Annotated in this window: 27 protein-coding genes and 1 tRNA gene; 9 read left to right on the top strand and 19 right to left on the bottom strand. The window is 66.7% G+C overall.

The genetic code is table 11. The features are described 5' to 3' along the window. Positions 1 to 2 precede the first annotated feature (2 nt). Positions 3 to 1,259, bottom strand: coding sequence for an RNA-guided endonuclease InsQ/TnpB family protein (locus HALNA_RS16305; protein ID WP_049937393.1), 1,257 nt, complete (start codon positions 1,257 to 1,259; stop codon positions 3 to 5). A 447-nt stretch (positions 1,260 to 1,706) separates the two neighbouring features. Here HALNA_RS16305 and HALNA_RS16300 point away from each other — a divergent pair, with 447 nt between their 5' ends. Continuing rightward, entirely contained in the window at positions 1,707 to 3,311 is a 1,605-nt protein-coding gene (locus HALNA_RS16300) for a GTPBP1 family GTP-binding protein (RefSeq protein WP_049937391.1), read from the top strand. Positions 3,312 to 3,622: 311 nt separating this feature from the next. On the opposite strand, the gene HALNA_RS16295 is transcribed toward HALNA_RS16300, so the two are convergent. The 5 genes from HALNA_RS16295 to HALNA_RS16275 are packed head-to-tail and all read right to left on the bottom strand — an operon-like array spanning position 3,623 to position 9,445. Continuing rightward, positions 3,623 to 4,720 (bottom strand): ABC transporter ATP-binding protein, encoded by a 1,098-nt coding sequence (locus HALNA_RS16295; RefSeq protein ID WP_049937390.1) that lies wholly within the window; start codon positions 4,718 to 4,720, stop codon positions 3,623 to 3,625. Beyond that, positions 4,717 to 5,847: an ABC transporter ATP-binding protein gene (locus HALNA_RS16290; RefSeq protein ID WP_084510091.1), complete on the bottom strand. Its 1,131-nt coding sequence runs from the start codon at positions 5,845 to 5,847 to the stop codon at positions 4,717 to 4,719. The genes HALNA_RS16295 and HALNA_RS16290 overlap by 4 nt, the downstream gene beginning before the upstream one ends. Beyond that, positions 5,844 to 6,755 carry an ABC transporter permease gene (locus HALNA_RS16285; RefSeq protein WP_049937389.1) on the bottom strand — a complete coding sequence of 304 codons (912 nt, stop codon included), beginning with the start codon at positions 6,753 to 6,755 and terminating at the stop codon, positions 5,844 to 5,846. Before HALNA_RS16285 ends, HALNA_RS16290 begins: the two co-directional genes overlap by 4 nt. After that, entirely contained in the window at positions 6,755 to 7,714 is a 960-nt protein-coding gene (locus HALNA_RS16280) for an ABC transporter permease (RefSeq protein WP_211226032.1), read from the bottom strand. Before HALNA_RS16280 ends, HALNA_RS16285 begins: the two co-directional genes overlap by 1 nt. Further along, the gene (locus tag HALNA_RS16275) at positions 7,715 to 9,445 is read right to left on the bottom strand and encodes an ABC transporter substrate-binding protein (RefSeq protein ID WP_049937388.1); all 1,731 of its coding nucleotides are present in this window, start codon (positions 9,443 to 9,445) and stop codon (positions 7,715 to 7,717) included. It lies immediately after the preceding gene. Between the two features lie 265 nt (positions 9,446 to 9,710). On the opposite strand from HALNA_RS16275, the gene HALNA_RS16270 reads away from it, so the two are divergent. Next, positions 9,711 to 10,043, top strand: coding sequence for a hypothetical protein (locus tag HALNA_RS16270; protein ID WP_049937387.1), 333 nt, complete (start codon positions 9,711 to 9,713; stop codon positions 10,041 to 10,043). Position 10,044: 1 nt separating this feature from the next. Here the strand turns inward: HALNA_RS16270 and HALNA_RS20690 are convergent, their stop codons facing one another. Continuing rightward, complete coding sequence (locus tag HALNA_RS20690; protein WP_169719054.1) at positions 10,045 to 10,221, bottom strand: DUF7511 domain-containing protein; 177 nt, start codon at positions 10,219 to 10,221, stop codon at positions 10,045 to 10,047. Further along, positions 10,221 to 10,367: a hypothetical protein gene (locus HALNA_RS20285; RefSeq protein ID WP_157573600.1), complete on the bottom strand. Its 147-nt coding sequence runs from the start codon at positions 10,365 to 10,367 to the stop codon at positions 10,221 to 10,223. Before HALNA_RS20285 ends, HALNA_RS20690 begins: the two co-directional genes overlap by 1 nt. A 197-nt stretch (positions 10,368 to 10,564) precedes the next feature. Here HALNA_RS20285 and HALNA_RS16265 point away from each other — a divergent pair, with 197 nt between their 5' ends. Both HALNA_RS16265 and HALNA_RS16260 read left to right on the top strand, forming a co-directional pair. Then, entirely contained in the window at positions 10,565 to 10,879 is a 315-nt protein-coding gene (locus HALNA_RS16265; protein ID WP_049937386.1) for an ASCH domain-containing protein, read from the top strand. 92 nt (positions 10,880 to 10,971) lie between these two features. Continuing rightward, complete coding sequence (locus HALNA_RS16260) at positions 10,972 to 11,895, top strand: LLM class oxidoreductase (RefSeq protein ID WP_049937385.1); 924 nt, start codon at positions 10,972 to 10,974, stop codon at positions 11,893 to 11,895. Positions 11,896 to 12,226: 331 nt separating this feature from the next. Here the strand turns inward: HALNA_RS16260 and HALNA_RS16255 are convergent. From HALNA_RS16255 to icd, 6 genes are all read right to left on the bottom strand, one after another. Further along, positions 12,227 to 12,297: transfer RNA gene (locus HALNA_RS16255), tRNA-Pro, on the bottom strand. A gap of 46 nt (positions 12,298 to 12,343) precedes the next feature. Then, positions 12,344 to 13,243: an RNA-guided pseudouridylation complex pseudouridine synthase subunit Cbf5 gene (locus tag HALNA_RS16250; protein ID WP_049937384.1), complete on the bottom strand. Its 900-nt coding sequence runs from the start codon at positions 13,241 to 13,243 to the stop codon at positions 12,344 to 12,346. Next, entirely contained in the window at positions 13,240 to 13,824 is a 585-nt protein-coding gene (cmk, locus tag HALNA_RS16245; protein ID WP_049938104.1) for a (d)CMP kinase, read from the bottom strand. Before cmk ends, HALNA_RS16250 begins: the two co-directional genes overlap by 4 nt. Positions 13,825 to 13,902: 78 nt before the next feature. Beyond that, positions 13,903 to 14,820, bottom strand: coding sequence for a DUF106 domain-containing protein (locus HALNA_RS16240; protein ID WP_049937383.1), 918 nt, complete (start codon positions 14,818 to 14,820; stop codon positions 13,903 to 13,905). Positions 14,821 to 14,933: 113 nt separating this feature from the next. Further along, positions 14,934 to 15,581, bottom strand: a complete 648-nt coding sequence (locus HALNA_RS16235) for an adenylate kinase (protein WP_049937382.1) — start codon at positions 15,579 to 15,581, stop codon at positions 14,934 to 14,936. A 98-nt stretch (positions 15,582 to 15,679) separates the two neighbouring features. Beyond that, complete coding sequence (gene icd / locus HALNA_RS16230; RefSeq protein ID WP_049938103.1) at positions 15,680 to 16,936, bottom strand: isocitrate dehydrogenase (NADP(+)); 1,257 nt, start codon at positions 16,934 to 16,936, stop codon at positions 15,680 to 15,682. A gap of 84 nt (positions 16,937 to 17,020) precedes the next feature. Between icd and HALNA_RS16225 the strand changes: the two genes are divergently transcribed. Continuing rightward, positions 17,021 to 17,935 (top strand): isoaspartyl peptidase/L-asparaginase, encoded by a 915-nt coding sequence (locus HALNA_RS16225; protein ID WP_049937381.1) that lies wholly within the window; start codon positions 17,021 to 17,023, stop codon positions 17,933 to 17,935. Here HALNA_RS16225 and HALNA_RS16220 read toward each other — a convergent pair. Further along, on the bottom strand, positions 17,932 to 18,648 hold the full coding sequence (locus HALNA_RS16220; protein WP_049937379.1) for a metallophosphoesterase family protein: 717 nt from the start codon (positions 18,646 to 18,648) through the stop codon (positions 17,932 to 17,934). The genes HALNA_RS16225 and HALNA_RS16220 overlap by 4 nt on opposite strands. A 121-nt stretch (positions 18,649 to 18,769) precedes the next feature. On the opposite strand from HALNA_RS16220, the gene map reads away from it, so the two are divergent. Beyond that, positions 18,770 to 19,660 (top strand): type II methionyl aminopeptidase, encoded by an 891-nt coding sequence (map, locus tag HALNA_RS16215; protein ID WP_049937378.1) that lies wholly within the window; start codon positions 18,770 to 18,772, stop codon positions 19,658 to 19,660. Positions 19,661 to 19,712: 52 nt separating this feature from the next. Here the strand turns inward: map and HALNA_RS16210 are convergent, their stop codons facing one another. After that, complete coding sequence (locus HALNA_RS16210) at positions 19,713 to 19,913, bottom strand: DUF7835 family putative zinc beta-ribbon protein (RefSeq protein ID WP_049937377.1); 201 nt, start codon at positions 19,911 to 19,913, stop codon at positions 19,713 to 19,715. 237 nt (positions 19,914 to 20,150) lie between these two features. Here HALNA_RS16210 and HALNA_RS16205 point away from each other — a divergent pair, with 237 nt between their 5' ends. Continuing rightward, positions 20,151 to 20,696, top strand: coding sequence for an HIT family protein (locus tag HALNA_RS16205; RefSeq protein WP_049937376.1), 546 nt, complete (start codon positions 20,151 to 20,153; stop codon positions 20,694 to 20,696). Positions 20,697 to 20,766: 70 nt separating this feature from the next. Beyond that, positions 20,767 to 21,684 carry a cation diffusion facilitator family transporter gene (locus HALNA_RS16200; protein WP_049937375.1) on the top strand — a complete coding sequence of 306 codons (918 nt, stop codon included), beginning with the start codon at positions 20,767 to 20,769 and terminating at the stop codon, positions 21,682 to 21,684. Here HALNA_RS16200 and HALNA_RS16195 read toward each other — a convergent pair whose 3' ends face one another. The 3 genes from HALNA_RS16195 to deoC all read right to left on the bottom strand — a co-directional run bounded on the left by HALNA_RS16195 (position 21,685) and on the right by deoC (position 23,969). Beyond that, positions 21,685 to 21,972, bottom strand: coding sequence for a multidrug DMT transporter permease (locus HALNA_RS16195; protein WP_049937374.1), 288 nt, complete (start codon positions 21,970 to 21,972; stop codon positions 21,685 to 21,687). Then, on the bottom strand, positions 21,969 to 23,225 hold the full coding sequence (locus HALNA_RS16190; protein ID WP_049937373.1) for a tRNA (N(6)-L-threonylcarbamoyladenosine(37)-C(2))-methylthiotransferase: 1,257 nt from the start codon (positions 23,223 to 23,225) through the stop codon (positions 21,969 to 21,971). Before HALNA_RS16190 ends, HALNA_RS16195 begins: the two co-directional genes overlap by 4 nt. Before the next feature lie 111 nt (positions 23,226 to 23,336). Beyond that, entirely contained in the window at positions 23,337 to 23,969 is a 633-nt protein-coding gene (gene deoC / locus HALNA_RS16185; protein WP_049937372.1) for a deoxyribose-phosphate aldolase, read from the bottom strand. A gap of 59 nt (positions 23,970 to 24,028) precedes the next feature. On the opposite strand from deoC, the gene HALNA_RS16180 reads away from it, so the two are divergent. Then, positions 24,029 to 24,835, top strand: a complete 807-nt coding sequence (locus HALNA_RS16180) for a DUF63 family protein (protein ID WP_049937371.1) — start codon at positions 24,029 to 24,031, stop codon at positions 24,833 to 24,835.

Below are 24,835 nucleotides of genomic sequence, written 5' to 3'. Positions count from 1 at the left end.
GCTCACCCTGACGGGTTCGCTCGTGGAGGGTGGGGCTTGTCCATGAACTCGGCCTTGAACCCGTCCGGGTGGGCTGTAAATCCCCCGCTCGGCGTCACCGTTCCAGACTTTAGGGCAAGCTGACTGTTGCCCGTCCGCCGGGACGACTGTTGGCCCCGACGGACATACCGCATACCGATGTTCTTCGCCGCGTTGTAATCCGCGTTCGCTTCCGACTCGCACTTCACACATCGGAAGGCATTTCGAGTCGGTCGATTCTCATCTGCCGTGAATCCACACTCAGCGCACCGCTTTGATGTGTACGCCGAACCAACTTGTTTCACCGAGATACCTTCGGCTTCAGCCTTGTACTCCACTTGCTCATAGAGCGTTCGGAACGCCCACTTGTGGCCCCACGACGCTCCCGTGCGCTCGCGGATATAGGTTAAGTCCTCGAACGCGATCACGTCGCACTCGTAGCGGAGTGCTTCCGTAATAATGGCGTTCGACGCTCGGTGAAGCACGTCTCTGACGTATCGAAGTTCCCGACCACTGGACTGTTCAAGCGTTCGGTGGGCGCTTCTCGTCCCGGTCTGTTGGAGTCCGGTGCGTACCTTCTCAAACTCGCGGAGGTCATGGGTTAGTTCCCGCCCGCTGAAGAAGGAGGCAGTACTCGTAACGGCGAGATTTTCGATACCGAGGTCAACCCCGAGAACCATTCCGTCCTTGGCGGTGTTCCGTTCGGTATCGTTCTTGTGTCGGCGGAAACCGATATGCAGGAAGTAATCGCCGTCACGGGCGGTGAGCGTACTTTCCGTGACGCTCCACTTCTTGGAGTTGAGGTACTGCCGTTGGTAGCCGTCGTCGGCGTTAGGGAGAGCAAGGTCACACCGGACGCGACTCTCCGTTGTCGAGAGTGACACGGTATCGTCGTCAAACAGCGTCATTGTCCGAGTGTCGTATTTCACCGTGGGTGCGGTGAAGATTGGTTTGCTGACCTTCTTGCCGTTCGAGCGACGTTCGATACAGCCGGTGATGGCTTGTGCGGCTTGGTGTGTGGCGAGAATCGCGTGCTGACTCCCGAGGTCAGTTTGTTCACGCACGTCGTCGTAGGCGAGGGGCTGTACGTCGCTTTTGGCGTTGCATTTGCCCCATGCCATGTCCGTAGCGAGTTGGCAACCACACTTCCACTCGGAGATGGTTTCCTCAAGCAACTCGCGTTGCTCACCATTCACTGAGAGGCGGGTGATGGCGGTCCGACGCACGTAGTCGTCTGCCACAGTTTCAATGTAGATGAGTGGCTACTTAAAAAATAATGTTTGTATCCCGTACGAACGCGCTCCTCCCCTCCCTACTCGCTCCCTTCGGTCGCGCCTTGAGGAAGGGGACTCCGCGCGACCGCTTCAGTTGAAACAGTCCGTATTCGGGTCCGACCTCACCGATACGGAGGACGACAGAATCTACACGATGCGGTGTGGTGCGCTCTCCCCCGAAGAGTTCGAGGAGCAACGGAGCAATCTCGACGGGTACACGCACCAAGCCACACTCGATCCTGCCGGCTGATAGTGTTTGTTGTAAGTCAGTACCGGTGGGTCGCCGGGCCGTCTTGGCGACTCACCGGTAACCAGTTACAATAAACACTATGAGTAGGTCAGCTGTTCGAAAAGTGTGATAACTATACCCATACGACGGAAAGCGTTTTGCCGAGTCGTTGCCTAACACGCCACATGACCGCCGATCGGGCCCTGCTGGAACGGGCCCTCGAGCGCGGGGAAGAGGAGGGTGGCCCAATCGAGTTTAAGGAGCGGCTCTCCCGCGAAGTCCACCTTGTCGACGGCCGGATGGAGAGCCTGGCGGCGCAGTTGCGCCACCGCGTGCTCTCCGGCGACGGCGAGGCGACGTACGTCGTGGGCGTCACCGACGACGGCCACATCGCCGGCATCCATCCGACCGATTTCTCCGAATCGATGGACGTGCTCTCCTTGCTCGCCGAGGAGGCGGGCGCCCACATCGAGGACGTGGAGACGTGGGGTGTCGGCGGCGAGGACGAAAGTGGGCTGGTAGGCGTCGCCACCATCCGTGAGGGAGCGATCCTCGACACCGACGACTCACACATCGTCGTCGGGACGGCGGGACACGTCGATCACGGCAAGAGCACGCTCGTCGGGACCCTGGTGACGGGACAGGCCGACGACGGGCAGGGGAGTACGCGCTCGTATCTCGACGTACAGCCCCACGAGGTCGAGCGGGGCCTCTCGGCGGATCTTTCCTACGCGGTGTATGGCTTCGACGATGCGGGGCCGGTGCGGATGGACAACCCCCACCGAAAGAGCGACCGCGCCCGGGTGGTCGAGGAGGCGGACCGACTGGTTTCGTTCGTCGACACCGTGGGTCACGAACCGTGGCTGCGGACGACGATCAGGGGCTTGGTGGGCCAGAAACTCGACTACGGTCTGTTGACCGTCGCGGCCGACGACGGCCCGACGAAGACCACGCGCGAACACCTCGGCATCCTGCTCGCGACGGAGCTGCCGACGATGGTCGCTATCACCAAGACGGACGTGGTGAGCGAGGACCGCGTCCACGAGGTCGAACGCGCCGTCGAACGCCTCCTGCGGGACGTGGAGGAGACGCCGCTCCGGATCGAACGACACGGCGTGGCGACGGCGGCCGAGGAGATCGGCGACGTGGTGCCCATCCTGAAAACCAGCGCCGTTGCCGGGACGGGGCTGGACGACCTCGACGACCTGTTCGAGCGCCTCCCCAAGACCAACGGCGGGGACGGCGACTTCCGGATGTACATCGACCGCACCTACTCGGTGACGGGCGTCGGCGCCGTCGCCTCCGGTACCGTCAACTCCGGCACCGTCGAGGCCGGCGACGACCTCCTCCTCGGTCCGATGCCCGACGGCACGTTCCGCGAGGTGGAGGTTCGCTCCATCGAGATGCATTATCACCGCGTCGACCGCGCGGAGGCGGGCCGGATCGTCGGCATCGCGCTCAAAGGTGTCGCCGAACGCGAGATCGAACGCGGGATGGTGTTGCTCCCTGCCGACGCCGATCCCACGCCCGTCCGCGAGTTCGAGGCCGAAGTGGTCGTGCTCAACCACCCGACCCGCATCGGAACGGGGTACGAGCCCGTCGTCCACCTCGAAACGATCAGCGAGGCGGCCGTCTTCCGCCCCGAGGGAGGACACCTCCTGCCCGGCGACCGCGGCACGGCGTCGGTCGAGTTCAAGTTCCGCCCCTACCTGATCGAGGAGGGACAGCGGTTCGTCTTCCGCGAAGGCCGGAGCAAGGGCGTCGGCACCGTCATCGGCGTCGACGAGTAATGCGACGCGGTCCGGCGCTCCGGGTCGTCGCGGTGGCTGTCACGCTCCTCGTCTACAGGCGGAACAGGCCGAGTGCCTCGGGGCTTGACCCCGAGGCGGTTCACGCCTCCCTCTCCGTCGCCACCTACCGCGCGCTTCGCCTCCTGTGGACGGCCCGTCCCGACCGCCGTCGTCGTCGCCGGCCTCACCTCGTCGCCGTCTGTCTGTTCCTCCTCACCGCCGTCGTGCAGGCGTACTCGCGACACCGGGAGGACGCGGCGGACGACCGGGCGGCCCGGCTGACCGGGCCGCTGGCGCTGGCGGGCCGGGGACTAGTCGCTCGACTCCCGGATGACCTCCCGTTCGGACGGCGAGGGCGGGGTGTGTGTCGCCCGCTCGCCCTCGCTCCGGTCGAGCCAGTGACAGGCGGCCTCGTGGCCGGCGTCGTCGACGGACTGGAGCGCCGGTTTCTGCCCCGAACAGGAACCGTCGATGAACTCGGGACACCGGGGATGGAACCGACAGCCCGTGGGCGGGTTCGTCGCGCTCGGCGGTTCGCCGCCGAGGGACTTCCGCTCGCCCCGTTTCCCCCCTTCGACCTGCGGGATGGCGTCGAGGAGCGCCCGCGTGTACGGATGCTTCGGGTTCTCGAAGATGTCCGCCACCGTTCCCCGTTCGACGATTTCGCCGGCGTACATCACTGCGATGCGGTCACACACCTGCCGGACGACGTTGAGGTCGTGCGAGATCAGCAGGTAGGAGAGTTCGAACTCCCGCTGGAGACGGTTGATGAGGTTGAGGATCTGTGCCTGTAGGGTCACGTCGAGCGCCGAGACGGGTTCGTCGAAGACGACGAGGTCGGGTTCGGTCACGAGGGCCCGACAGAGGCCGACCCGCTGGCGCTGGCCGCCAGAGAGTTCGTGGGGGTAGGCGCCGAGCTGTGACCGTGCGAGTCCGACCTCCTCGAACAGGTCGGCGACGCGCTCCCACTTCGCCTCGCCGTCGGCGATGTCGTGGACCGAGAGCGGGCGTGCGACGCTCTCGCCGACCGTCTTGCGCGGGTTGAGCGCCGATATCGGGTCCTGAAAGACGTACTGGACCCGTCGCCGGATCGGGCGAAGCTCCCGCCCGGAGTGGGTCTCGATATGTTCGCCGTCGAACGTGATGCTCCCGTCCGTGGGCTCGTACAGCCGCGAGACGGTCCGGCCGAGCGTGCTCTTGCCCGACCCGGATTCGCCGACGATGCCGACCGTCTCGCCGGCGTGGACGGTCAGGTCGACGCCGTCGACGGCGCGGACCACCTGACTCTTGCCGAACAGGCGGTCGAAGAGCCCATCGTCGAGCGGGAAATGCTTCTTCAGGTTCGTCGCTCGCAGGAGTTCCGGTGGCCGTGCGTCGGTCGCGTCGCTCGTCGTATCGGTCGTGCTCATCGGTCGGTCACCTCCGTCGTGGCCGTCCGCTCGGCCGCATCGGTCGTTCCGTCGTCGACGCTCTCGGTCGCCGCCGCGGCGGCGTCCCAGGTCACTTCGCCGGGCCCGTCACCCTCGGCGTAGAGGTGACAGTGTGCGACGTGGCCCTCGTCGACGACGTGTTCGGGGAGCGGTTCGGAACACGCGTCGAAGGCGGCGGGACAGCGGTCCCGGAAGGGACAGCCGTCGGGGCGTTCGGTCGGCTCCGGTGCGGATCCCGGAATCGTCGTCAGTTCGCTGCCCGTCGCCGCCCCTTCGGGAATGCTTCGGAGCAACCCCTTGGTGTAGGGATGTGCCGGGTTCTCGAACAGCCTCTCGGTCGTTCCGTGCTCCATCACCGACCCCGAGTACATGACGGTCACGCTGTCACACGTCTCGGCGACGACGCCGAGGTCGTGAGTGATCAGCAGGATCGCCACGTCGAACTCCTCGCAGAGCCGCCGGAGTTCGTTGAGGATGCCCGCTTCGACGGTCACGTCGAGTGCGGTGGTGGGCTCGTCGGCGACGATGAGCGAGGGATCGCCCCCGAGCGCCGACGCGATCATCACGCGCTGGCGCTGGCCGCCGGAGAGCTGGTGGGGGTACGAGGTGGCGATCGCCTCGGGGTCCGCGATCCCGACCGTCTCGAGCAGGGAAACGGCGCGACGCCACGACGGAGCGGATTTGCTCGTCCCGGTGACGTATTTGCGGCGGAGTTCGCCCAGGAGGCCGGCCGACTCGTCCACGTCGCCGTGGTGTCTGACGACCTCCGCGATCTGTTCGCCGACGGTCATCACCGGGTTGAGCGCCGAGAGCGAGTCCTGAAATACCATGCCGATCTCGTCGCCGCGGACCCGTCGCATCTCGGCATCGGATTTGGCGTAGAGGTCCTCGCCGCGGTAGTCGAAGCGATCCGCGGCCACCTCGGCGCCGTCGAGCAGGCGCATGATCGACCGGGCGGTGACGCTCTTGCCCGACCCGGACTCGCCGACGAGGCCGTGAATCTCGCCCGCTTCGACCGAGAGATCGACGCCGTCGACGGCGGGCACGTCCGGCCCGCCCTCGACCGGGAAGGTGACTTCCAGTCCCTCGATGTCGAGGAGTGTCACGCCGATCCCTCCTCCCCACGCACGTCGAAGGCGTCGCGGAGCGCGTCGCCGAAGAGGTTGATGCCGAGTACCGTAACGACGATGGCGATGCCGGGGATGATCGATATCCACCAGGCCTGGCCGATGAGGCTCCGGCCCTGGCCGAGCAGCGCCCCCCAGGTCGGTGTGGTCGGTTTGACGCCGATACCGAGAAAGGAGAGCGTGCTCTCGGCGAGCATCGCGCGGGCGACGAGGACGGTGAACTGGACGATCAGCGGCGCCACCGCGTTCGGCAGCACCTCCTCGATCATGATCTCCCTGTCGCCGAGGCCGATGTTCTTGGCCGCGAGGACGAACTCCTCTTCGCGGATCGACAGCACCTCGCTGCGCGCGATACGGGCGAAGTCGTCGATGTACGCGAAGGCGATGGCGGCGATGACGTTCCAGACGCCCTGGCCGAAGATGGCGACGAGCATGATCGCCACGAGGAGCCACGGGAACGCCCAGAGCACGTCGACAAAGCGCATGAGCGCGTCGTCGACGGCACCGCCGTAGTAGCCGGCGACGAGGCCCAGTCCGATGCCGACGACTGCGGCGACGGAGACGGCGGCGAGCCCGACCGCGAGGCTGATTCGGGCGCCGTGCATCATCCGCGAGAGCAGGTCCCGGCCGAAGGAGTCGGTGCCGAACGGGTGGGCACTCGACAGCGACGGCGGCTGCATGATGGCGAACTCCTGAGCCATCGGGTCGTAGGGCGCTAGCTCTGGCGCGAAGACGGCCGCGAGGACGAAGGTGACGACGATAACGAGACCGAGCGTGGCCTTGTAATCGCCGGCGAGCGTCTCCCGGAACGTGTCGAATCGGTCGATTCGAACCCCGAACACGCGGGTCTCCTCGTCGCTCCCGTACCCGCCGTAGTCGGCGCCCATCAGGCCTCACCTCCGTACCGAATCTTCGGATTGATCGACGTGTACAGCAGGTCGACGAACAGGTTCATGAACACGAAGATGATCGAGATGACGATCACCGACCCCTGCACGATGGGGAAGTCCTGGCGTTCGATGGAGCGGATGAGCAGGCGACCGAAGCCCTGGATTCCGAACACCACCTCGACGGCGACGATGCCGCCGAGGAGGAGGGCAAAGAGGATGCCGGCGACGGTGACGACCGGCAGGAGCGCGTTCTGGAGCCCGTGTTTGAGCAGGACGGTCCGTGGCGGGAGCCCCTTGGCGCGCGCGGTCTGTATGTAATCCTCGCTCAGCACTTCGAGCATCGACGATCGGGTCATCCGGGTGATGATGCCGGCGTACGGTAGTCCGACCGCCAGTCCCGGAAGGATGACGTGGGAGAGCCACGGCACCACCCCCTCGCTGATCGACACGTAGCCGTACGAGGGCAGGAACGGAACGAACGTGCTGACCACGAGCAGCAGGACGATACCGATCCAGAACGACGGCATGCTGACGCCGAGGAAGGCGACGCTCGTGACGGCGTAGTCCTCCCATCCTCCTTTGCGGGTCGCGCTCACGATGCCGCCCGGAATGGCGACCAGGAGGGCGATACAGATGCCGACGAGACCGATGCTCAACGTCGGTTCGGCGGCGCCGAGGATGCGCGTGATCACCGCTTCGCCGGTGAAAATCGACTGCCCGAGGTCGCCGCGCGCGAGGTCGGCCATCCAGTCGGCGTACTGGACGTAGATCGGCTCGTCGAGGCCGAGCTCCTCTCGCACCGCGGCGAGCTCCTCCGGCCCGGCGTTGCCGCCGAGGACCAGTCGGGCGGGATCACCGGGAACCGACCGGACGGCGACGAAGACTGCGGTGGCGACGACGTACACCACCAGCACCGCCTGTAGCACCCGTTTTGCGACGTACCGTTGCAGTCCCATCTATCCGAGCCGTGCGGTGTGGAAGTTGCTCAGGCCGGCCTGATTACCGATGCCGGAGAGTTCCGACGTGCTCGCCTTCGGAATGAGCGGGAACGTCGTCATCGCCCACGGGGTGTCCTCGACGAATATCTCCTCGGCCTGCCGGAGGATCTCCTTCCGCTGGGCCTGATCCGATGTGCCGTAGTCCTGTTCCAGCAGGCTGTTGAATTTGGGGTTGCTGTAGAGGTTCGCCTGCCACTTCCCGGCCGAGCCGTTCTCGACGGGCGTTTTGAGCTGCTTCCACAGCGACATCCACGGGTCGATGTCGACGTAGCCGTCGTACATCACCAGTTCGTTCTCGTACTGGTAGAGGTTGTCCCAGTACGCCGAGGACTGCTGGACGTTGAGTTGGACCTCGATGCCGACCTGGGAAAGCATCTCCTGGACGACGGTCATCCGGCGTTCGTCGTTGGGGGTTCCGAGCAGTGAGAGGCTCATCCGCGGATCGCCGGTGTAGCCCGCCTCGTCGAGGAGTTGCGTGGCAGTCTCGGGGTCGTAGTACTGGCCCGGATCGGGCTCCTCCTCGTAGAGCCACGCGAGCGCGGGGTTGAACACGGAGTGGGCCGGTTCCGCGTAGCCGAAGAAGGCACGCTCGATGAGCGCCTCGCGGTCGATGGCCATCGAGATGGCCTGCCGGACCCGCTTGTCCGCCGTCGGGAGGTCCTGGTTGGACCACTTATCGGTCGGCTGGGCGCTTCCGCTGGCGAACTGGGCGAACTCTACCTCCGCGGGGTCGTTACACAGCGGCGCGATACAGAACCACGCGCCGGGGTTCGTCCCGGTCACGTTCAGGTTGCCCATCGACTCGGCCTGCCCGGCGTTCTGGGCGGGAATGCTGATCGAGTAGTCGATCTCGCCGCCGCGGATCGCCGTCCACATCGTCGACGGCTCCGGGATCAGGTCGACCCGGACCGAATCCAGATACGGGAGCGAGTTCCCCTCGCTGTCGGTGCCGAAGTAGCCGTCGTGGGCCTCGAGCTGGAGGTATTCGCCCGACTCGCGTTCGGTGAGTTCGAACGCGCCGCTGCCGACGGGCATCCGGTTGTACTCGTCTGGGTTCGACGTGGCGCTCGGGGCGTGGACGATGGTGCCGGCACGACCCGGCCCCCGCGTCAGGAAGGAGATGAACGGCCCGACGGTCTGTGAAAGGCTGATCCGCAGGGTGGTGGCGTCCTCCGCGGTGACGCTGTCGACCGACGACACCTTGCCCAGATGCGGCGAGTCGTCGAGGCTCATCAGCCGTTCGAACGACGCCTTCACCGCCGCGGCGTCGAGCGGATCGCCGTTGTGGAAGGTCGCCCCCTCCTTCAGGTCGAAGACGTACGTCGAACTGTCCGGGAGCGACCAGTCGGTGGCTAGGTCGCCGACGATGGAGCCGTCGGCCCCGATTTTCACGAGGCCGCTGTAGATGTTCGAGGAGAGGTAAATCTCCTGTCCTTTGTCGATGTAGTGGGGGTCGAGATACTCGATTTCGTCGATGTTCCACCCGGCGGTGATCGACCCGCCGCTCGACCCACCTGAACTGGTCGACTCACTGCTGCTCTCGGTTCCACCCCCACCGGCATCGTCGTCACCGCCCGAATCACCGCCACCGCTACACCCGGCGAGGCCGCTGAGACCCCCCGCCGCGAGCAGTTTCGTCGCCGTCCGTCGATCGATACGTGGCCCTTCCAGATCCGATTTGTCGAACATTGGTCGTCAGTTGGCTCCCGTCTCCGAATCAATCTCGATCAATTTTGCACTATTCTCCGAAATCTTTGGGCTATTGTGCTCGAACACGTCGATTATGTCTCAATATATCCAAGTATATATCGTTTTGCCATCTATTATTCCAAATTGCATTGGTGTGTGGGGCAGTGTACTAGGTGATTAAACACGGTTTAGGATCGCGACGCTCCGCCGCCCCTCTGCGGGCCGACTGGCAACGCCTATACTCCCCGGTCGCAGTGGGAACCGTATGGTCGACTCAGACGACCGCATCATGGCCGGCGACGCCGACGGACAGCCGTACGGCGGAACGTGTCCGGCCTGCCAACGGCCGTACCGACGCGCGCTCACGTTCACCGACGCCGACGGGGTGATCCGCGGCGAGCTTTCCGGAGACGTCTGCATCACCGCCGAGTATCTGTTCGCTCACTCCGACATCACGATCACGGCCCCGGACGACGACTTTCCGACGCGGGAAGTGGGAGCGATGGGGAGCCGCAAGGAGGTACCGATCGAGCCGACCGACGTGTCGGGCGTGTGGTCGTCCGACGACGAGGACGGCTTCGTGCGCCCCGACGAGTAGGCTATCGCATCCGATCGAGGCTGACCGCCGCCGACCGGTCGACGGTGAGCCATTCCGTCGCCATCGCCGGCGTCTCCGGTGAGAACACCGTCAGCTCCGACGGGCTCGATGGATCGTCGTAGAGACATTCCAGTTCGAACTCCGGGGCCTGCTGGAGCGTCGCGTCCGTGCGATCCATCAGTTGCTCCGCCGACAGCGGCCGCATAGCCGCCGACCGCTTCCCTTCCTCGTCGGGACGCTCATCCCACAGCCGACACACTGGACCCGAGTCCGGACGTACTCGGTGTGCGATGCGACCGTCGATCCGTCGTCGCGTTCTACCATACCTGACCATTCAGGCAGAGGAATAAATATTTATCGGACATAGTAGCCTAAATTGGAGAAATAGTGTTTTGAATGTAGTCTATTTTGGTGTATCATTTGTCTTTGTTTATATATTTGCACGATTTTTGCCGCACCACCCGGATGGTGGCGCTCGTTCCCGTCCGACCGTTTTTGACCGTCGAGTCCTACGTTCGCGTATGGCAGACATCGACCCCGGCACGCTCCTGCCGAACGACCGGATGCGCCAGCAGGCACTCGACGGCGAAGTGACGCAGATCCATCGCGGCCAGCAGTACGCCGACGAGGGCGACACCTTCGAACTCGACGGCGCCACCTTCGAAGTCGTCGAGGTGGCCGACCGCACCCTCGGGGACATGACCGACGCCGACGCCCAGGCCGAGGGCGCCCGCGACTTGGACCATTACAAGCAGATTCTGGAGCGCGCCCACGACCATTTCGAGTGGGACGACACCTCCGAAATCGTGCTGCACCGGTTCGAACGGCAGAACTGACGGCGGCGACGGAACCGCGTGTTCGCCCGCCTCACGCCTGCCCCGCGGCTCCGATCCGAGCACGGATACGTCCCCGCCACCAAGCACGCCCGATGACCGACGCCGCGTACGCGAATCGGGGGTACCGACGGCTGTTCGGGTCGGCCGATCTCTCCATCGGCCTCGGACTGCCACTGACAGCCGACCGGATGTCGACGCCGGCTATCGAGGACGAAGTCGCGCTCGCGACCCACGCCGAATCGGTCGGCTTCGATGCCCTCTGGGCGCGCGACGTGCCGACCTACTGGCCGAAATTCGGTGACGCAGGCGGCGCGTTCGACACGTGGCCACTCCTCTCATATCTGGCCGCCAGAACCGACGACATCGCCCTCGGTACGTCGAGTGTCGTCCTTCCCTTGCGCCACCCGATCCACGTCGCGAAGTCGGCCGCGAGCGTCGACCGACTCTCCGACGGGCGTCTCGTCCTCGGCGTCGCCTCCGGCGACCGCGACCCGGAGTATCCCGCCTTCGGCGTCGACGCCGACACGCGCGGCGAACGGGTCCGCGAGAGCGTCGACGCGCTCCGCACGCTCTGGCGCGAGGACTTTCCGACCCTCGACGGCTCCTGGGGCGAACTCGACGGCGACCTGACCGTCCTCCCCGACCCGACGACCGACACCCTTCCGCTCCTTCCGACCGGCCACGCACGGCAGTCCGTCGAGTGGATCGCCGAACACGGCGACGGCTGGCTGTTCTACCATCTCCCCGACGACACCCTCCGGACCTACGTCGACAAGTGGCGCCACCTCGCGGGTGAGAAGCCGTTCGTCATCGCCGTTCGTGTCGCCCTGGCCGACGACCCCGCCGCGGAGCCCGAACATCTCCACCTCGGCTACCGGGCGGGGGTGGAGTGGTTCCGCGACTACTTCCGGCGGCTCGACGACTACGGGCTGGATCACGTCATCGTGAGTCTGGCAGGTGACGATCCCGAGGAGACGGTGACGCAGTTTGCCGAGGAGATCGTGGACGAGTTCTGATAGTGATTATTGTAAGTCATCACCGGTGGTTCACCGACCCGTTCTGCCGATCCACCGGTAAACCGGCACAATAAACAGTATGAATCGGTCGTTCCGACTCTCCTTGGACTTGCAGCCACGCTCTTTCGTCAGGGACACCGATCCCGCCGGAACGGAAGAAGGGTTGCCGAAGGGGGTGGCACATACCCAAGACTCGTCGACACGATCGACACCGACCAGCCGCGAGCCGCGGCTATCGATCGCGACGACCGAACGGTCGACGACAACCACGTCGCCGGCGCTCAAATCAGCAGCCGGAAGGCTTTCCGCATCAGTTGCGTCGAAAAGGGAGTGGGACCGCCGTGATTCGAACACGGGTCCAACGCACCCCATGCGCAGAGGATACCACTACCCCACGGTCCCGCATTTCGAGCGAGGGCGGTGTGTGGGTTAAGCGTGTCGCTTTGGGCTAGACGAGCACCCGTTCCAGATCGACGACGGTCCCCGAGTCCCCGTCGGGGTCGCCGACGAACCGCCCGAGACACACTGCGGCCCCACTGGGTGTGACACAGGCGACGAGTGGGGGTTCGTCGCCGGACTCGCCGGCGTCCCGAGGCGCCGACACCTCGCTGTCGATCACGCCGGGGGCGTAGACGGGCGCTCCGGTCGCCACCTGTTCGGCGGCGCTCGGGGCGATGGTGACCGTGGGCAGATCCCGCAATACCCGTTCGGCGGGGGCGACGACCTCCCGGATCGGCTCCTCGTCGCCGTCCTCGGCGAACGCGAGGGCGTCGGCGAGGTCATGAAGCGTCACGAGGTCGCGGTCGTCGAAGGGGTCGGTCGCGGTCCGGCGGAGGGCGCCCATGTGTGCGCCGGTCCCGAGGGCGAGGCCCAGGTCGTGACAGAGCTTGCGGATGTAGGTGCCGCTCGCGCATTCGATCCGGAGGAGGACCTGGCGGTCACGCGTTTCGAGCACGTCGAGGCCGTGGACCGTCCGGGTGCGGAGGCGGCGCGCGACGGCGCTTTTCCGCGGCGGTTTCTGGTAGAGTTCTCCCTCGAACTCGGCGACCACGTCGTCGAGGTCGGCGGGTGGGCGGCCGTGGCATTCGAGGACGGCGACGTACTCCTTGCGGCCCTCCAGGAAGACGGGCGCGAGGCGGGTGGCGTCGCCGAGGGTGACGGGCAGACACCCGGTCACCTTCGGGTCGAGCGTCCCGGCGTGAGCGGCGCGGTCGACGCCCACGAGGTCGCGCACCCAGCCCGCGACCTGGTGGGCGGAGGGGCCGGGTGGCTTGTCGAGGTTGACGACGCCGAACGCGAGGAGGGCGTCGAGGTCGCGGTCGTCGGGTGGGTCACGGAGGCAGGTCACGGCTGTAGACCGTCGAGGTCGACGCCCTCGATGGCGTACCGCCCCTCGTCGGCCGCCGGGTCGTACTGCTCGACGGCGGTCGTGAGAACGGCGAGGACGGCGGCTGCCGGCCACCGTGCCGTGTTCATAACGAGGTCGTAGATCGAGAGGTCGTCGATAGGGATGTCGTAGTAGTCGCGGTACCGCTTTCGTTCGCTCCGTTCGCGTCGGCGCGTCTCCTCGCGGGCCTGCTCGACGGATTTCTCCTCACGATCGGCAATGCGGGCGGCCCGCACGTCGATGGGGGCGTCGAGCCAGAGGCGGAAGTCGGCGTCGGGGGCGAGCCACCCGGCGAGTCGCGATTCGAGGACGACGCCGTCGCGGTCGCGGGCGATTTCGTACAGCCGCCGATCCAGATCACGGTCGATTCTCTCGTCTTCCTCGGCGAGTTCGTTGAACTCGACGGGAGAGTAGCCACGTTCGGCCGCGAGTTCGCGGAAGATGTCGCCGCCGCTGACGTGCTCCAGATCGAGCGCCTCCGCGAGGCCGGCCGCGGTGGTGCTCTTTCCGCTGCCCGCCGGGCCGGACACGGTGAGTAACATACCGCCACTCATGAGAGCCGGCTAAAAGAGCGTGTCCTTATATCGCCGCCCGTTCGTCACGATACTCGGGTGGAACCGCTAGCTCCCCGTCGGGCTGATGTTGATGTTCAGCCCCTTGCGGATGATCTGCGTAAAGCCCATCGAGCAGAGGAAATACCAGACGATCCACACCTGGATCGGACCGAGCACCTGATCGGTCCACGCTCTCTCGCCCGCGAACGGGAGCACCAGCGGTTCGAGGTCGAAGATGGGCGTCGCGTTCGCCCCGATGCCGACTCCCCAGTACATCCACAGGAAGACGGGGATGGTGAGGAACATGATCCACACCATCGGGCGGAACTGCTCTTTGAACATACCCATCTGGTCGCCCATCGCCTCCATCTGCTCGTCTTGGATGCGATCGAGCGCCTCGTCGTCGCCCCGTTCTTTCGCCTCCTTGCGTTTCTCTTGGATCTCCTGCATCTTCTCCTGGTAGGCGCCCATCTTTTCGGAGTCCATCAGGTTCGCCTGCAGGATGGTCGAGTACAGCCCCGTCACGACCGCGAGGATCATGACGACGGCGTAGAAGGGGAGCGCCGTGTTCAGAGGGCCGAGAAAGACGTTCATCCCGTTGCCGATGACGTTCCGCATCGGCGCCCAGGAGTAGCCGGCGAAGAGCGCGATACTGACGACCGCCGCGCCCTTGTCCCACTTCGACCACGAGGATTCGTCGTCGTCGCTCGACGAGGTAGTGGTCGTGGACGTGGTCGTCTCCGCCTCGCCGTTTTCGAGGGCGTCACGAGTCGCCTCGGGGGCGGCCAGCCGGAAGCCGGCGTCGCCGTCGACCAGTACGCCGGTCTCGATGAGTCGACCCCACTGCCCGCTGGAGAGGTCTTCACGAACGTCGACCCACTTGACCTCGCCGTCGTCCGCGTGGTCGAGGACGGTCCGAACGACCGCCTCCATCTCCGCGTCCTCGGAGACGAGGTCCCGCACTTTCTGCTCGATCCGTGCCATTGAGGATCAGTAACCACCCGGCGGTTAAGAAGGTTTTACTCTGGCTCGCTCGCGGCGGGCGGGAACGCATCGGTGCGCGTGCCGCCGGCGCCGACGAATCTGCTGTTCGACCGCTACGTCGCCGCCTCGACTTCCTCGCGGATCGACTCGAACACCTCGTCCGGCGTCCCTTCGCCGTCGACTTCGACGAGGACGCCCTCGTCGCGGTAATGTTCGACGACGGGCGCCGTGTTCTCCTCGTAGACGCGGAGGCGCTCCCGCACCGTGTCCTCGGTGTCGTCGTCGCGCTGGATCAGGTCGCCGCCACAGTCGTCACAGACGCCGTCCTCCGCGGGCGGGCTGAACTCGACGTGGTAGTTGGCGCCGCAGTCGTCACAGACGCGGCGGCCGGTGAGACGCTCGACGAGTTCCGCCTCGCTCACGTCGAGAAAGACCACGGCGTCGAGACTCGTGATGTCGGAGAGATATTCGGCCTGTTCGAGGTTGCGGGGGTAGCCGTCGAGGACGTAGCCGTCGGCCGCCGAAAGCGCCGTCTTGACGATTTCGTTGACCACCTCGTCGGGGACGAGTTCGCCGGCGTCCATGTACGCCCGCGGCGTGTCGTACTCCGTCTCCATGTGGCTGATGTCCATGTCCTTGTTCGCACGGAGCGCGTCGCCGGTAGTGACGTGTTCGATGCCGAACGCGTCCGCGAGGCGCTTGCTCTGGGTTCCTTTACCCGCTCCCGGTGCGCCGAGCAACAGCACATGAGGCTCGCTCATGTAGGACTCTCCCCCCTCCGAGTATAAATTAGTGAAGGAACCGCCGCGATATTGACGGAATCCGAACGGGTGGGATCACCGAGCGACGCGCGGTCGGTTCACGCCAGGTCGTGTACGTTCTCGACGACGGCCTCGGCGTACTCGCTCGTCGCGAGCTTTGTGCCGCCCTCGATCTGTCGGTGGAGGTCGTAGGTGACTGTCCCCGAGGAGATGGTCTCCTCGACGGCGTCACGCACGAGGCCGGCGGCGTCTTCCCAGCCGAGTTGTTCGAGCATGATCCGGCCGGAAAGGATCATGGCTGTCGGGTTGACCTTGTCCTGGCCCGCGTATTTCGGCGCGGAGCCGTGAACGGGTTCAGCGAGGCAGGCGCCCTCGCCGAGGTTCGCACCCGGCGCGATGCCGAGGCCGCCGATCTGGGCGCCCGCGGCGTCGGAGAGGTAGTCGCCGTTCAGGTTCGGCATCGCCAGCACGTCGTACTGTTCGGTCCGCGTCAACAACTGCTGGAGCATGTTGTCGGCGATGCGGTCCTTGACGACGACGGTCCCCGCGGGGGCCTCGCCGTCGTAGTCGTCCCAGAGTTCGTCTTCCGTGATGACGTTCTCGCCGTACTCCTCCTCGACGAGTTCGTAGCCCCAGTCGCGGAAGGCCGCCTCGGTGAACTTCATGATGTTGCCCTTGTGGACGAGCGTCACGGAATCGCGGCCGTTCCGGATGGCGTAGTTGATCGCCTGCCGGATGAGGCGCTTGCTCCCGAACTCCGAGATGGGTTTGAGGCCGATACCGACCGGCCCGTCGTGGATGGTGTTATCGAAGCCCATCTCCTCTTCGACGAACTCGCGGACGCGTTCGGCGTCGTCGGTACCGGCTTCCCACTCGATGCCGGCGTAGACGTCCTCGGTGTTCTCCCGGAAGTTGACCATATCCATCTTCTCGGGGTTCGTGACCGGCGAGGGGACGCCGTTCAGGTGGTACGTCGGCCGCATATTCGCGTAGAGATCGAGTTTTTTCCGGAGGGCGACGTTCAGCGATCGGAACCCGCTCCCGACGGGCGTCGTCAGCGGGCCCTTGATCGCGACGCGGTGTTCGCGGATGGCCTCGACCGTCTCCGCGGGCAGGTTCTCGTCGTATTTCTCCCGGGCCGACTCGCCGGCGTAGAGGCGCATCCAGTTGATCGAACGCCCCGTCGCTTCGGCCGCGGCGTCGAGAACCATCTGGGCGGCTGGACCGACGTCCGTCCCGATCCCGTCGCCGTAGATGATCGGGATGATCGGATTCGACGGTACGTCGAGTTCGCCGTCCTCGTCGACGGTGATGCGTTCTCCGTCGGCGGGAACCTCGACCTTGTCGTAGCTCATATCGTCGGCGAATTCGCCGACCACCGTAAAAGACCTGCCGTTATCGGGCACGAGGCTTATTCTCCGTCCCGGCTATCGATCCGTATGCGCATCATCGTCCACGGCGGCGCTGGCTCCGGCACCGGTCCCGGCCGACCCACGCCCGAGCGTCAGGCCGTCCTCGACGCCGCCGCGGCCGACGGAGCGGCGGAAGCAACGCCGCTTTCGGCCGTCGAGACGGCGCTTCGCCGACTGGAGGCCGACGACCGGTTCAACGCCGGCCGCGGCGGCGCGATCCAATCGGACGGCGTCGTCCGCGTCGACGCCGGGCTGATGACGAGCGACCGGGCCGTCGGCGCCGTCGCGAACGTTCCCGGCGTCGAGGATGCCGTGAGCGCCGCCCGCGTCGTCGCCACGGAGACGCCACACGTCTGTGTCGCCGGCGAGTACGCCGCCGCGCTCGCGGCCGACTTCGGAATCGAGACGGGCGTCGATCTGACGACCGAACGCACCCGCGAGCGGTTCGCGGACGCCGATCCGCCCACGGGGTCCCCGAAGACGCATCTCGACTGGCTCCGCGAGCGGTTCGGCCGCGGTGAGGGCCACGACCACGACACCGTCGGCGCCGTCGCAACCCTGAAGCCGCGCTCCACGGGAAGCCGACCCACGGCCGGCGAGGACGGAGCGCGGTTCGCCGCCGCCACCTCCACCGCGGGCCGGTGGTTCGCGCTCGCCGGGCGCGTCGGCGACGTGCCACAGGTCGGGTCCGGGTTCTTCTGTACGCCCGCCGGCGGCGCGAGCGCAACGGGTGCCGGCGAGGATATCGCCCGTGTCACCCTCGCGAAGCTGGCGGTCGATCATCTCGCCGCCGGCGCTCCCGCCGACCGGGCCGCATCGCTCGCCATCGACGCGTTCGAGGAACTGACCGGCTCGACGGCCGGCGTCATCGTCTGCGGGCCGGACGGGACGGGGGCGGCGAGAAACAGCGAGTCGATGCAGGTAGCCGTCGCGGAGCGTTAGTCGGCGGCGACGGTGCGACGCGGCGTGACGAACTTCCGGGCCGGGCGCTCCTGAACCGTCCGGTCGGGCGCGACGCTCACGAAGCGGTCGCCGCGGCAGTCGTAGGCGGTGAGTGTGCCGCCGTAGACACAGCCAGTGTCGAGGCCGACGGCGTGTTCGCGGACCACCGGCGCTTCGAGCGGCGTGTGCCCGAAGAAGACGCGGTGGTCGCCCGCGTACTCGTCGTACCAGAACGGGGGTTCGTAGTCGCCGTCGCCGAGTTCGCGGACGTTCTCGAAGTCGTCGACGGTGTGTTCGACGAGCGACTTCCGCGGGTCGACGCCGGCGTGGACGACCAGCGCGCCGTCCCAGTGGACGGCGACGGGGAGGTCGGCGATCCACCGGAGATCGTCTTCGGAGAGCGAGTCGAGGGACTTCTCGTCCCGGAGGAGTTTCTCCTCGTTGTTGCCGCGGACGGTGACGAAGTTGGGGCGGGAGCGCACGAAGTCGATCACGCCGCCGCTGTCGGGACCTTTTCGGACGAGGTCACCGACGAAGACGACGAGGTCGTTCGCGCCGGGATCGAGGCGGTCGACGAGTCGTTGTAGCTCCTGTAGACAGCCGTGCACGTCGCCGACCACGTAGATATCGTCCCACGCGTCGGCGTCGATTTCCCGGTGCTCGTCGCCCAGGGCCAGGTCGAGGCTGGCGTCGAGCGCGTCGGTCCGGATCATGGCTCGAACAGGATCGTCTACTTACATAAAGCGCGCTAATTGGTCCCTCCATGTCTATATAACACTCACCCTGGCAGCCGAACGTCGCAACCTCTTTCCCCGGCTCACGCCAAGGGCGTCCATGAGCGTAGGACCCCTCGACGAGGAAACCGTCGAGAAGTATCGCCAGGCTGGCGAGGCGTTGCGGACCGTCCTCGACGAGGCGGCCGGGATGATCGAACCCGGCGTCACCCACCTCGAAGTCGCCGAACACGCCGAGGATCGGATCTACGAACTCGCGGACGGGCCTGCCTTCCCCGTCAACATCAGCGTCGACGAGGAGGCCTCCCACTCCACCCCCGCCCGCGACGACGAGACGACGTTCGACGAGGGGATGGTCTGTCTCGACGTGGGCGTCCACGTCGACGGCTACATCGCCGACGCCGCGACGACGGTCGACCTTTCGGGCAATCCCGAACTCGTGGAGGCGGCGGAGGAGGCCCTCGACGTGGCCATCGACGCCGTCGCTCCCGGCGTCGACACCGGCTACATCGGCGGCGAAATCGAGGACGTGATCCGGGGCTACGGCTACACGCCCGTCCTCAACCTCTCGGGCCACGGCGTCGCGCAGTGGGACGCCCACACCGGCCCGTCGGTCCCCAACCGCGGTATCGAACACGGCTCGGAACTCCAGGTCGGCGATGTCGTCGCCATCGAACCCTTCGCCACCGACGGCCGCGGCAAGGTGAGCGAGGGGAACAAAGAGGAGATCTACGGGCTCGAACGGGAGCGTTCGGTCCGGAACCGCCAGGCTCGGCAGGTGCTCGAACAGGTGACCGAGGAGTACCGCACCCTCCCCTTCGCCGCCCGGTGGATCGACGCCTCGCGCGCGGAGATGGCGCTCCGACGGCTCAAACAGCAGGACGTGATCCACGGCTATCCCGTGTTGAAAGAGGAGGCAGGACGGCTGGTGAGTCAGGCCGAACACACCCTCATCGTCACCGACGACGGGTGTGAGATCACGACCGCGTAGATCCGCCGTCGACCGGCGGGCACAGAGCGTTCACCACACCCGGTTGCCGACGCTAGGCGTCGTTCATCCGCTGGATCGACTCCGCCTCACACTCCCCACAGACCGCGACCCGGTACGGCTCCCGCGAGAACGCGGCGTTCGCCGAGGCAGGGTTCTCCGTCCGGATTTCGACCCGGACCGCGTGCCTGGTTTCCCGTCCGCAGTCGGGACACAGTTCGAGGTTAGTGTCTGGGTTGGGACGCTTCGCCTTCATCGCTTACCCATACCGACGCCCTGCGCATAAGCCCGGCAGTCGGTTAACCCGGATTAAACCCGCTTAACTCCGGCTCAATCGGGTTCTCACGCGTGAGAACGTTCGTCGTCTGCCACGCGTCAGACGATTCGGTGGCAGTCAGTACCGGTTGTTCGCTAGGCCGGCGAACCGACACACCGATCCGTATCGGGCGGCGAGCGCCCCACAGTATAAATCGCTGGGCGCCCCCGCGGGGATATGGACCAACTGTTCGCGCCGTGGCGCATCGAGTGGGTGAGCCGCGACGACGACGGCGACGTGGAGGGCTGTCCGTTCTGTGTCCTCCCCACCCGCGACGACGACCGGGCGAGTCGGATCGTCGCCCGGAGCGACCACGCGTTCGTCATCCTGAACAACTACCCCTACAATCCCGGGCACGCGATGGTGATCCCCGACCGACATGAGGGCGACTACCGCGGGCTCGACGACGCGGAACTTCTGGACCACGCCCGCCTCAAGCAACGCACGTTCGACGCGATGGACGCAGCCTTCGCGCCCGACGGCTACAACGCCGGCCTCAACCTCGGCGGCGGTGCCGCCGGCGGTTCCATCGACGACCACCTCCACACCCACGTCGTCCCCCGGTGGTCCGGCGACACCAACTTCATGCCCGTCGTCGCCGACACCACAGTCATCGTCGAAGCCGTCGACGAGACGTACGACCGTCTCCGCGACGCCTTCGCCGCCCAACCGGGCGCGACGGTCCCCGGCGACGACCGGGCGATATCGTTCTCGATGGATTAGACTCAATCAAAAACTGGCTTCTACTGGCCTAATGACACTGCTTATGTGGGTTTAACTCGTCAAGTCGCGTATGAGCGCGGATCGTGAATCGTTCCTCAAGGCGTCGTGGGTCAACGTCGCCTCCAACGTCGTCAAAATCGGCGTCGAGGGGTTCCTGGGCGTCACCTTCGGCAGCCTCGCGCTCATGGCCGACGCCGCCCACTCCGTCGCGGACCTCCTCGCGAGCGCCGTCGTCCTCGTCTGGGGGCGGTTCGTCTACGACGACCCCGACGCCTCCCACCCGCACGGCCACGACCGGTTCGAACCCCTCACCGCCCTGTTCGTGGGTGGCGTTCTCGTTCTTCTGGGCCTGAAACTCCTCTACGACTCCGGGCACGCCCTCCTCGATGGCCCGGCCGCCGAGTACAGCGTCGTCCTCGTCGCCGGCCTCCTCGTCGCCCTCGTCGTCCGGTATGCCTGCTACGTCTACACCGTCCGCGTCAACCGCGAAGTCGGTTCGCCGAGTCTCCGCGCCCTCGCCGCCGACAGCAAAAACGATATCTACACCACCATCGCTGTCGTCGCCGGCGTCGCCGGTATGGCGCTTGGCTACCCGATCTTCGACCCGCTGGCCGGCGGCGTCGTGAGCCTCCTCGTCATCTATCAGGGCGTCGATGTCTCGCGGGAGAACATCCGCTATCTCTCCGACGGCGCGCCCCCCACGGAGGAACGCGATCGGATCGAAGCCGCGATTCGCTCGCATCCCGAGGTCCACGGCCTCCACGACTTCGTCGCCTACTACTCCGGACACGTCATCGAGGTGGAGTTTCACGCCGAAGTCGACGGCGACCTCTCCCTGGCCGAGGCTCACGACCTCGAAACCCAACTCCGGGAACGGGTGCGGGAGATCGAACCCGTCTCGGACGTGCACGTCCACCTCGATCCCGCCGGCCTCGGCGAGTGGAAAGACGCCGCCGAACGGTCGTCCGCGTCGACGACGGTGCGGTGATCACTCCGCACCGTCGTCCGCGAGCGCCCCGTCGACCCACTCGTAGTGGTCCCGGAGCGCCCGTTCGCCCGCCGCCGTGAGTTCGTAGCGGTCGTGCAGGCCGTCGACCGTCTTCCTCAGGTGGCCCGTATCCGTCAGCGCGTCCAGCGCGCCGTAGAAGGTCTTGGGGTCGATCCGGTCGTCGTATCGCGACTCCACGGCCGCCTTACACCTCTGGGCCGTCGGCGCGCCCTCGCTCGCGACGACGACACAGATATCGCGGCGGAGGCCGCTCCGGAGCCACTTCATACCGGCTCGCCGAAGGCGTACATCGTCTCGTGGCCCGTGATCTCCACGTCGACGAAATCACCCGGCTCGATCCCTCGCTCGTCGGCCCGCGTGACGATCACCTGACGGTAGGCGCCGTCGCGACATTTCACGGAGTCGCCGGTGCCCGGTCGCACCGCGAGCACCTCGCGCCGTGTCCCCACCATCGATTCGTGGACCTCGCCCACCACCTCGCGTTTCAACTCGGACATCGCCTTCGAGCGCTCCTTCTTGATCGTCCCGCCGAGCCCCTTCATGTCGGCGGCGTCCGTCCCCGGCCGCTTCGAGAAGCGGGTGACGTTGATCTTCTCCGGGCGCACCCGCCTCAGGAGGTCCATGCTCATCTCGTGGTCGGCGTCCGTCTCGGTCGGGAAGCCGACGATGAAGTCAGTCGAGAGCGTCCACTCGTCGAGGCGGTCGTCGAACGTCTCGACCACCTCCAGGAACTCGTCGACCCGGTGCTGGCGGCGCATATCGCCGAGTACGTCGTCCGACCCCGACTGCACCGGCGCGTGCAGGAAATTGTACAGTTCGTCGTTTTCGGCGAAGACGTCGGCGAGTTCCTCCCGCACGCCGTGGACGCCTTTCGGATTGGCCATGCCGACCCGCACCCGGAAGTCGCCCTCGATGTCACAGATTCGATCCAGGAGTTCGGGCAGGAGGCTCTCGCCCTGGTTGCGGTCCCAGCCGTAGACGCCGGTGTCCTGGCCCGTGATGCGGAGTTCCGTCGCGCCGGCGTGGACCAGCGCCCGTGCTTTCTCGACGTTTTCCTCGACCGGTGGCGAGTCGATTCGCCCCGTCGCGCGCTTTGTGATGCAGTACGAACAGTCGCTCATACAGCCGCGTGCGATGGGGAGGATGCCGATCACGCCGTCGAGGATCGGCTCGGCGTCGGGCGTCGTCGTCGGACACTCGCCGTTCAGCGCCGCCTCGGGCACCGCGTCCCAGTGGACCACGTCGGCGTCGATGCCCGCCTCGGCGAACGCCTCGCCCTGTGCCAGCGCCATACAGCCCGTCACCACGAGGTCGCCCGTCTCGGCCTGCAGTTCCTCGGCCCGGCGGAGCATGTTGCGCTCCGTCTTCTCGACGACCGTACAGGTGTTGAGGATGGCCACGTCGGCGTCCGCTGGCCCGTCGGCGGGGTAGTGGCCGCCGTCGCGGAGCCGTTGCTCGATCCCTCGGCTCTCGCCGCGGTTGGCCGTACACCCGTACGTCTCGATGTGATACCGCGCCATTCGGTTGTCGACGGTAGCGCGTCCGCGGACAAAAGCGCGACGGTCCGGTGGTGATCTGCCCCACTCGTCCCGGCCGTCGCCGAACGCGGCGAGTGTGTCCGAGACGCTCGCCTACCCGTCGAACCCCTCGACCAGCGTGACGCCCGCCGACGCGCCGATACGGTCCGCGCCCGCGTCAAGCATCGCCTTCGCCGTCTCGTAGGTTTCGATCCCCCCGCTCGCTTTCACCGGCAGATACTCCGCGAGCAGCGCCACGTCCTCGACGGTCGCCGGCCCCGCGAAGCCGGTGCCCGTCTTGAGGTAGTCGGCGTCGGCCTCGACGGCGGCCTCCGCGGCCCGCCGCATCTCCGTCTCCGTCAGCAGCGGCGCCTCGACGATGACTTTCACCGGTACGGGCACGGTGGCGACGAGTTCGCCGAGTTCGTCGGTCACCGCGTCCGTCTCGCCCGCTCGCACCCGCCCGACGTTCACCACCACGTCGAGTTCGTCCGCGCCGTCCTCCCACGCTTCGACGGCCTCCTCGCGTTTCACCGTGGGGTCGTGCTGGCCGTGTGGGAATCCCACGACCGTCACCACCGTCACGTCCGGTGCCTCGTCGACGGCTTCGGCAACGTAACACGGGGGAATGCAGGCGTTCGTCCCGTGTTCGGCCGCTTCCGCGACGACCCGCCGGGCGTCGGCGGGCGTCGTCTCCGGCCCGAGGACGGTGTGGTCGATGCGTGCGGCGAAGTCGGCTCGGTCCATGCCGCGTCCTCACGTCGCCGGAGCGTAAGGCTTTCCCGCCGACTCCCCGCCCATCACCTATGGCCGTCCTTCCCGAGGGCTTCGCGCTTCCGCCGCTCCCCTATCTGGTCGTCCTCGTCGCCGGTCTGGTCGCCGTCGGCACACTCCTCCGCCGTCGCCGCCCTCCGGTCACGGACGCGACGATACGCGCGTTCGTGCCGTGGATGGTTCTCGGCTCCGCCCTACACGTCCTCTATGTCCTCGGTGCGCTCCCGTCGGTCGTGCGACCGTTTGCCGGGACCCCCGCCGTCTACCTCTCCGTCGCCGTCGTCGCGGGGGCGGCGTGGCTCGCCGTCGGTGCGGACGCCGGAACCGCCCGCCGACTGCGCCGCGTCGGCATCCTCCTCGCCCTCCCCGTCGTCGCCGCCGTCCTCGCCGTCGGCGCGGGCGCCGGGACGCTCCGTCTCGGCTACGCGCTCGGCATCCTCGTCGGCGCCGGCGTCGCCGCCGCCGGCACGTGGCTCCTCCTCCGACGCCTTCGCCCTGCGGTGACCGTCACCGGCCGCCTCGGCATCCTCGCCGTCGGCGCCCACGCCCTCGACGGCGTCTCGACGGCCGTGGGCGTCGACCTCCTCGGGTTCGGCGAGCGCACCCCGCTCTCGCGGCTCGTCATCGAGTTCGGGGCGTCGCTCCCCACCGCCCCCGCCGTCGGCGGCGCGTGGCTGTTCGTCCTCGTGAAACTCGTCGTCGCCTCGGCCGTGGTCGTCGCGCTGACCGAGACGGTCCGCGAGGAGCCGACGACCGGCCGACTCCTGCTGGGGTTCGTCGCCGCCGTCGGACTGGGTCCGGGTGCGCACAACGTCCTCCTGTTCACCGTCGCTCCCTGA

The organism is Haloplanus natans DSM 17983, assembly GCF_000427685.1.
GTDB classification, from domain to species: domain Archaea; phylum Halobacteriota; class Halobacteria; order Halobacteriales; family Haloferacaceae; genus Haloplanus; species Haloplanus natans.
Note: the sequence above shows the minus strand (reverse complement) of the source record. Positions and strands in the feature narration are given on the sequence as shown.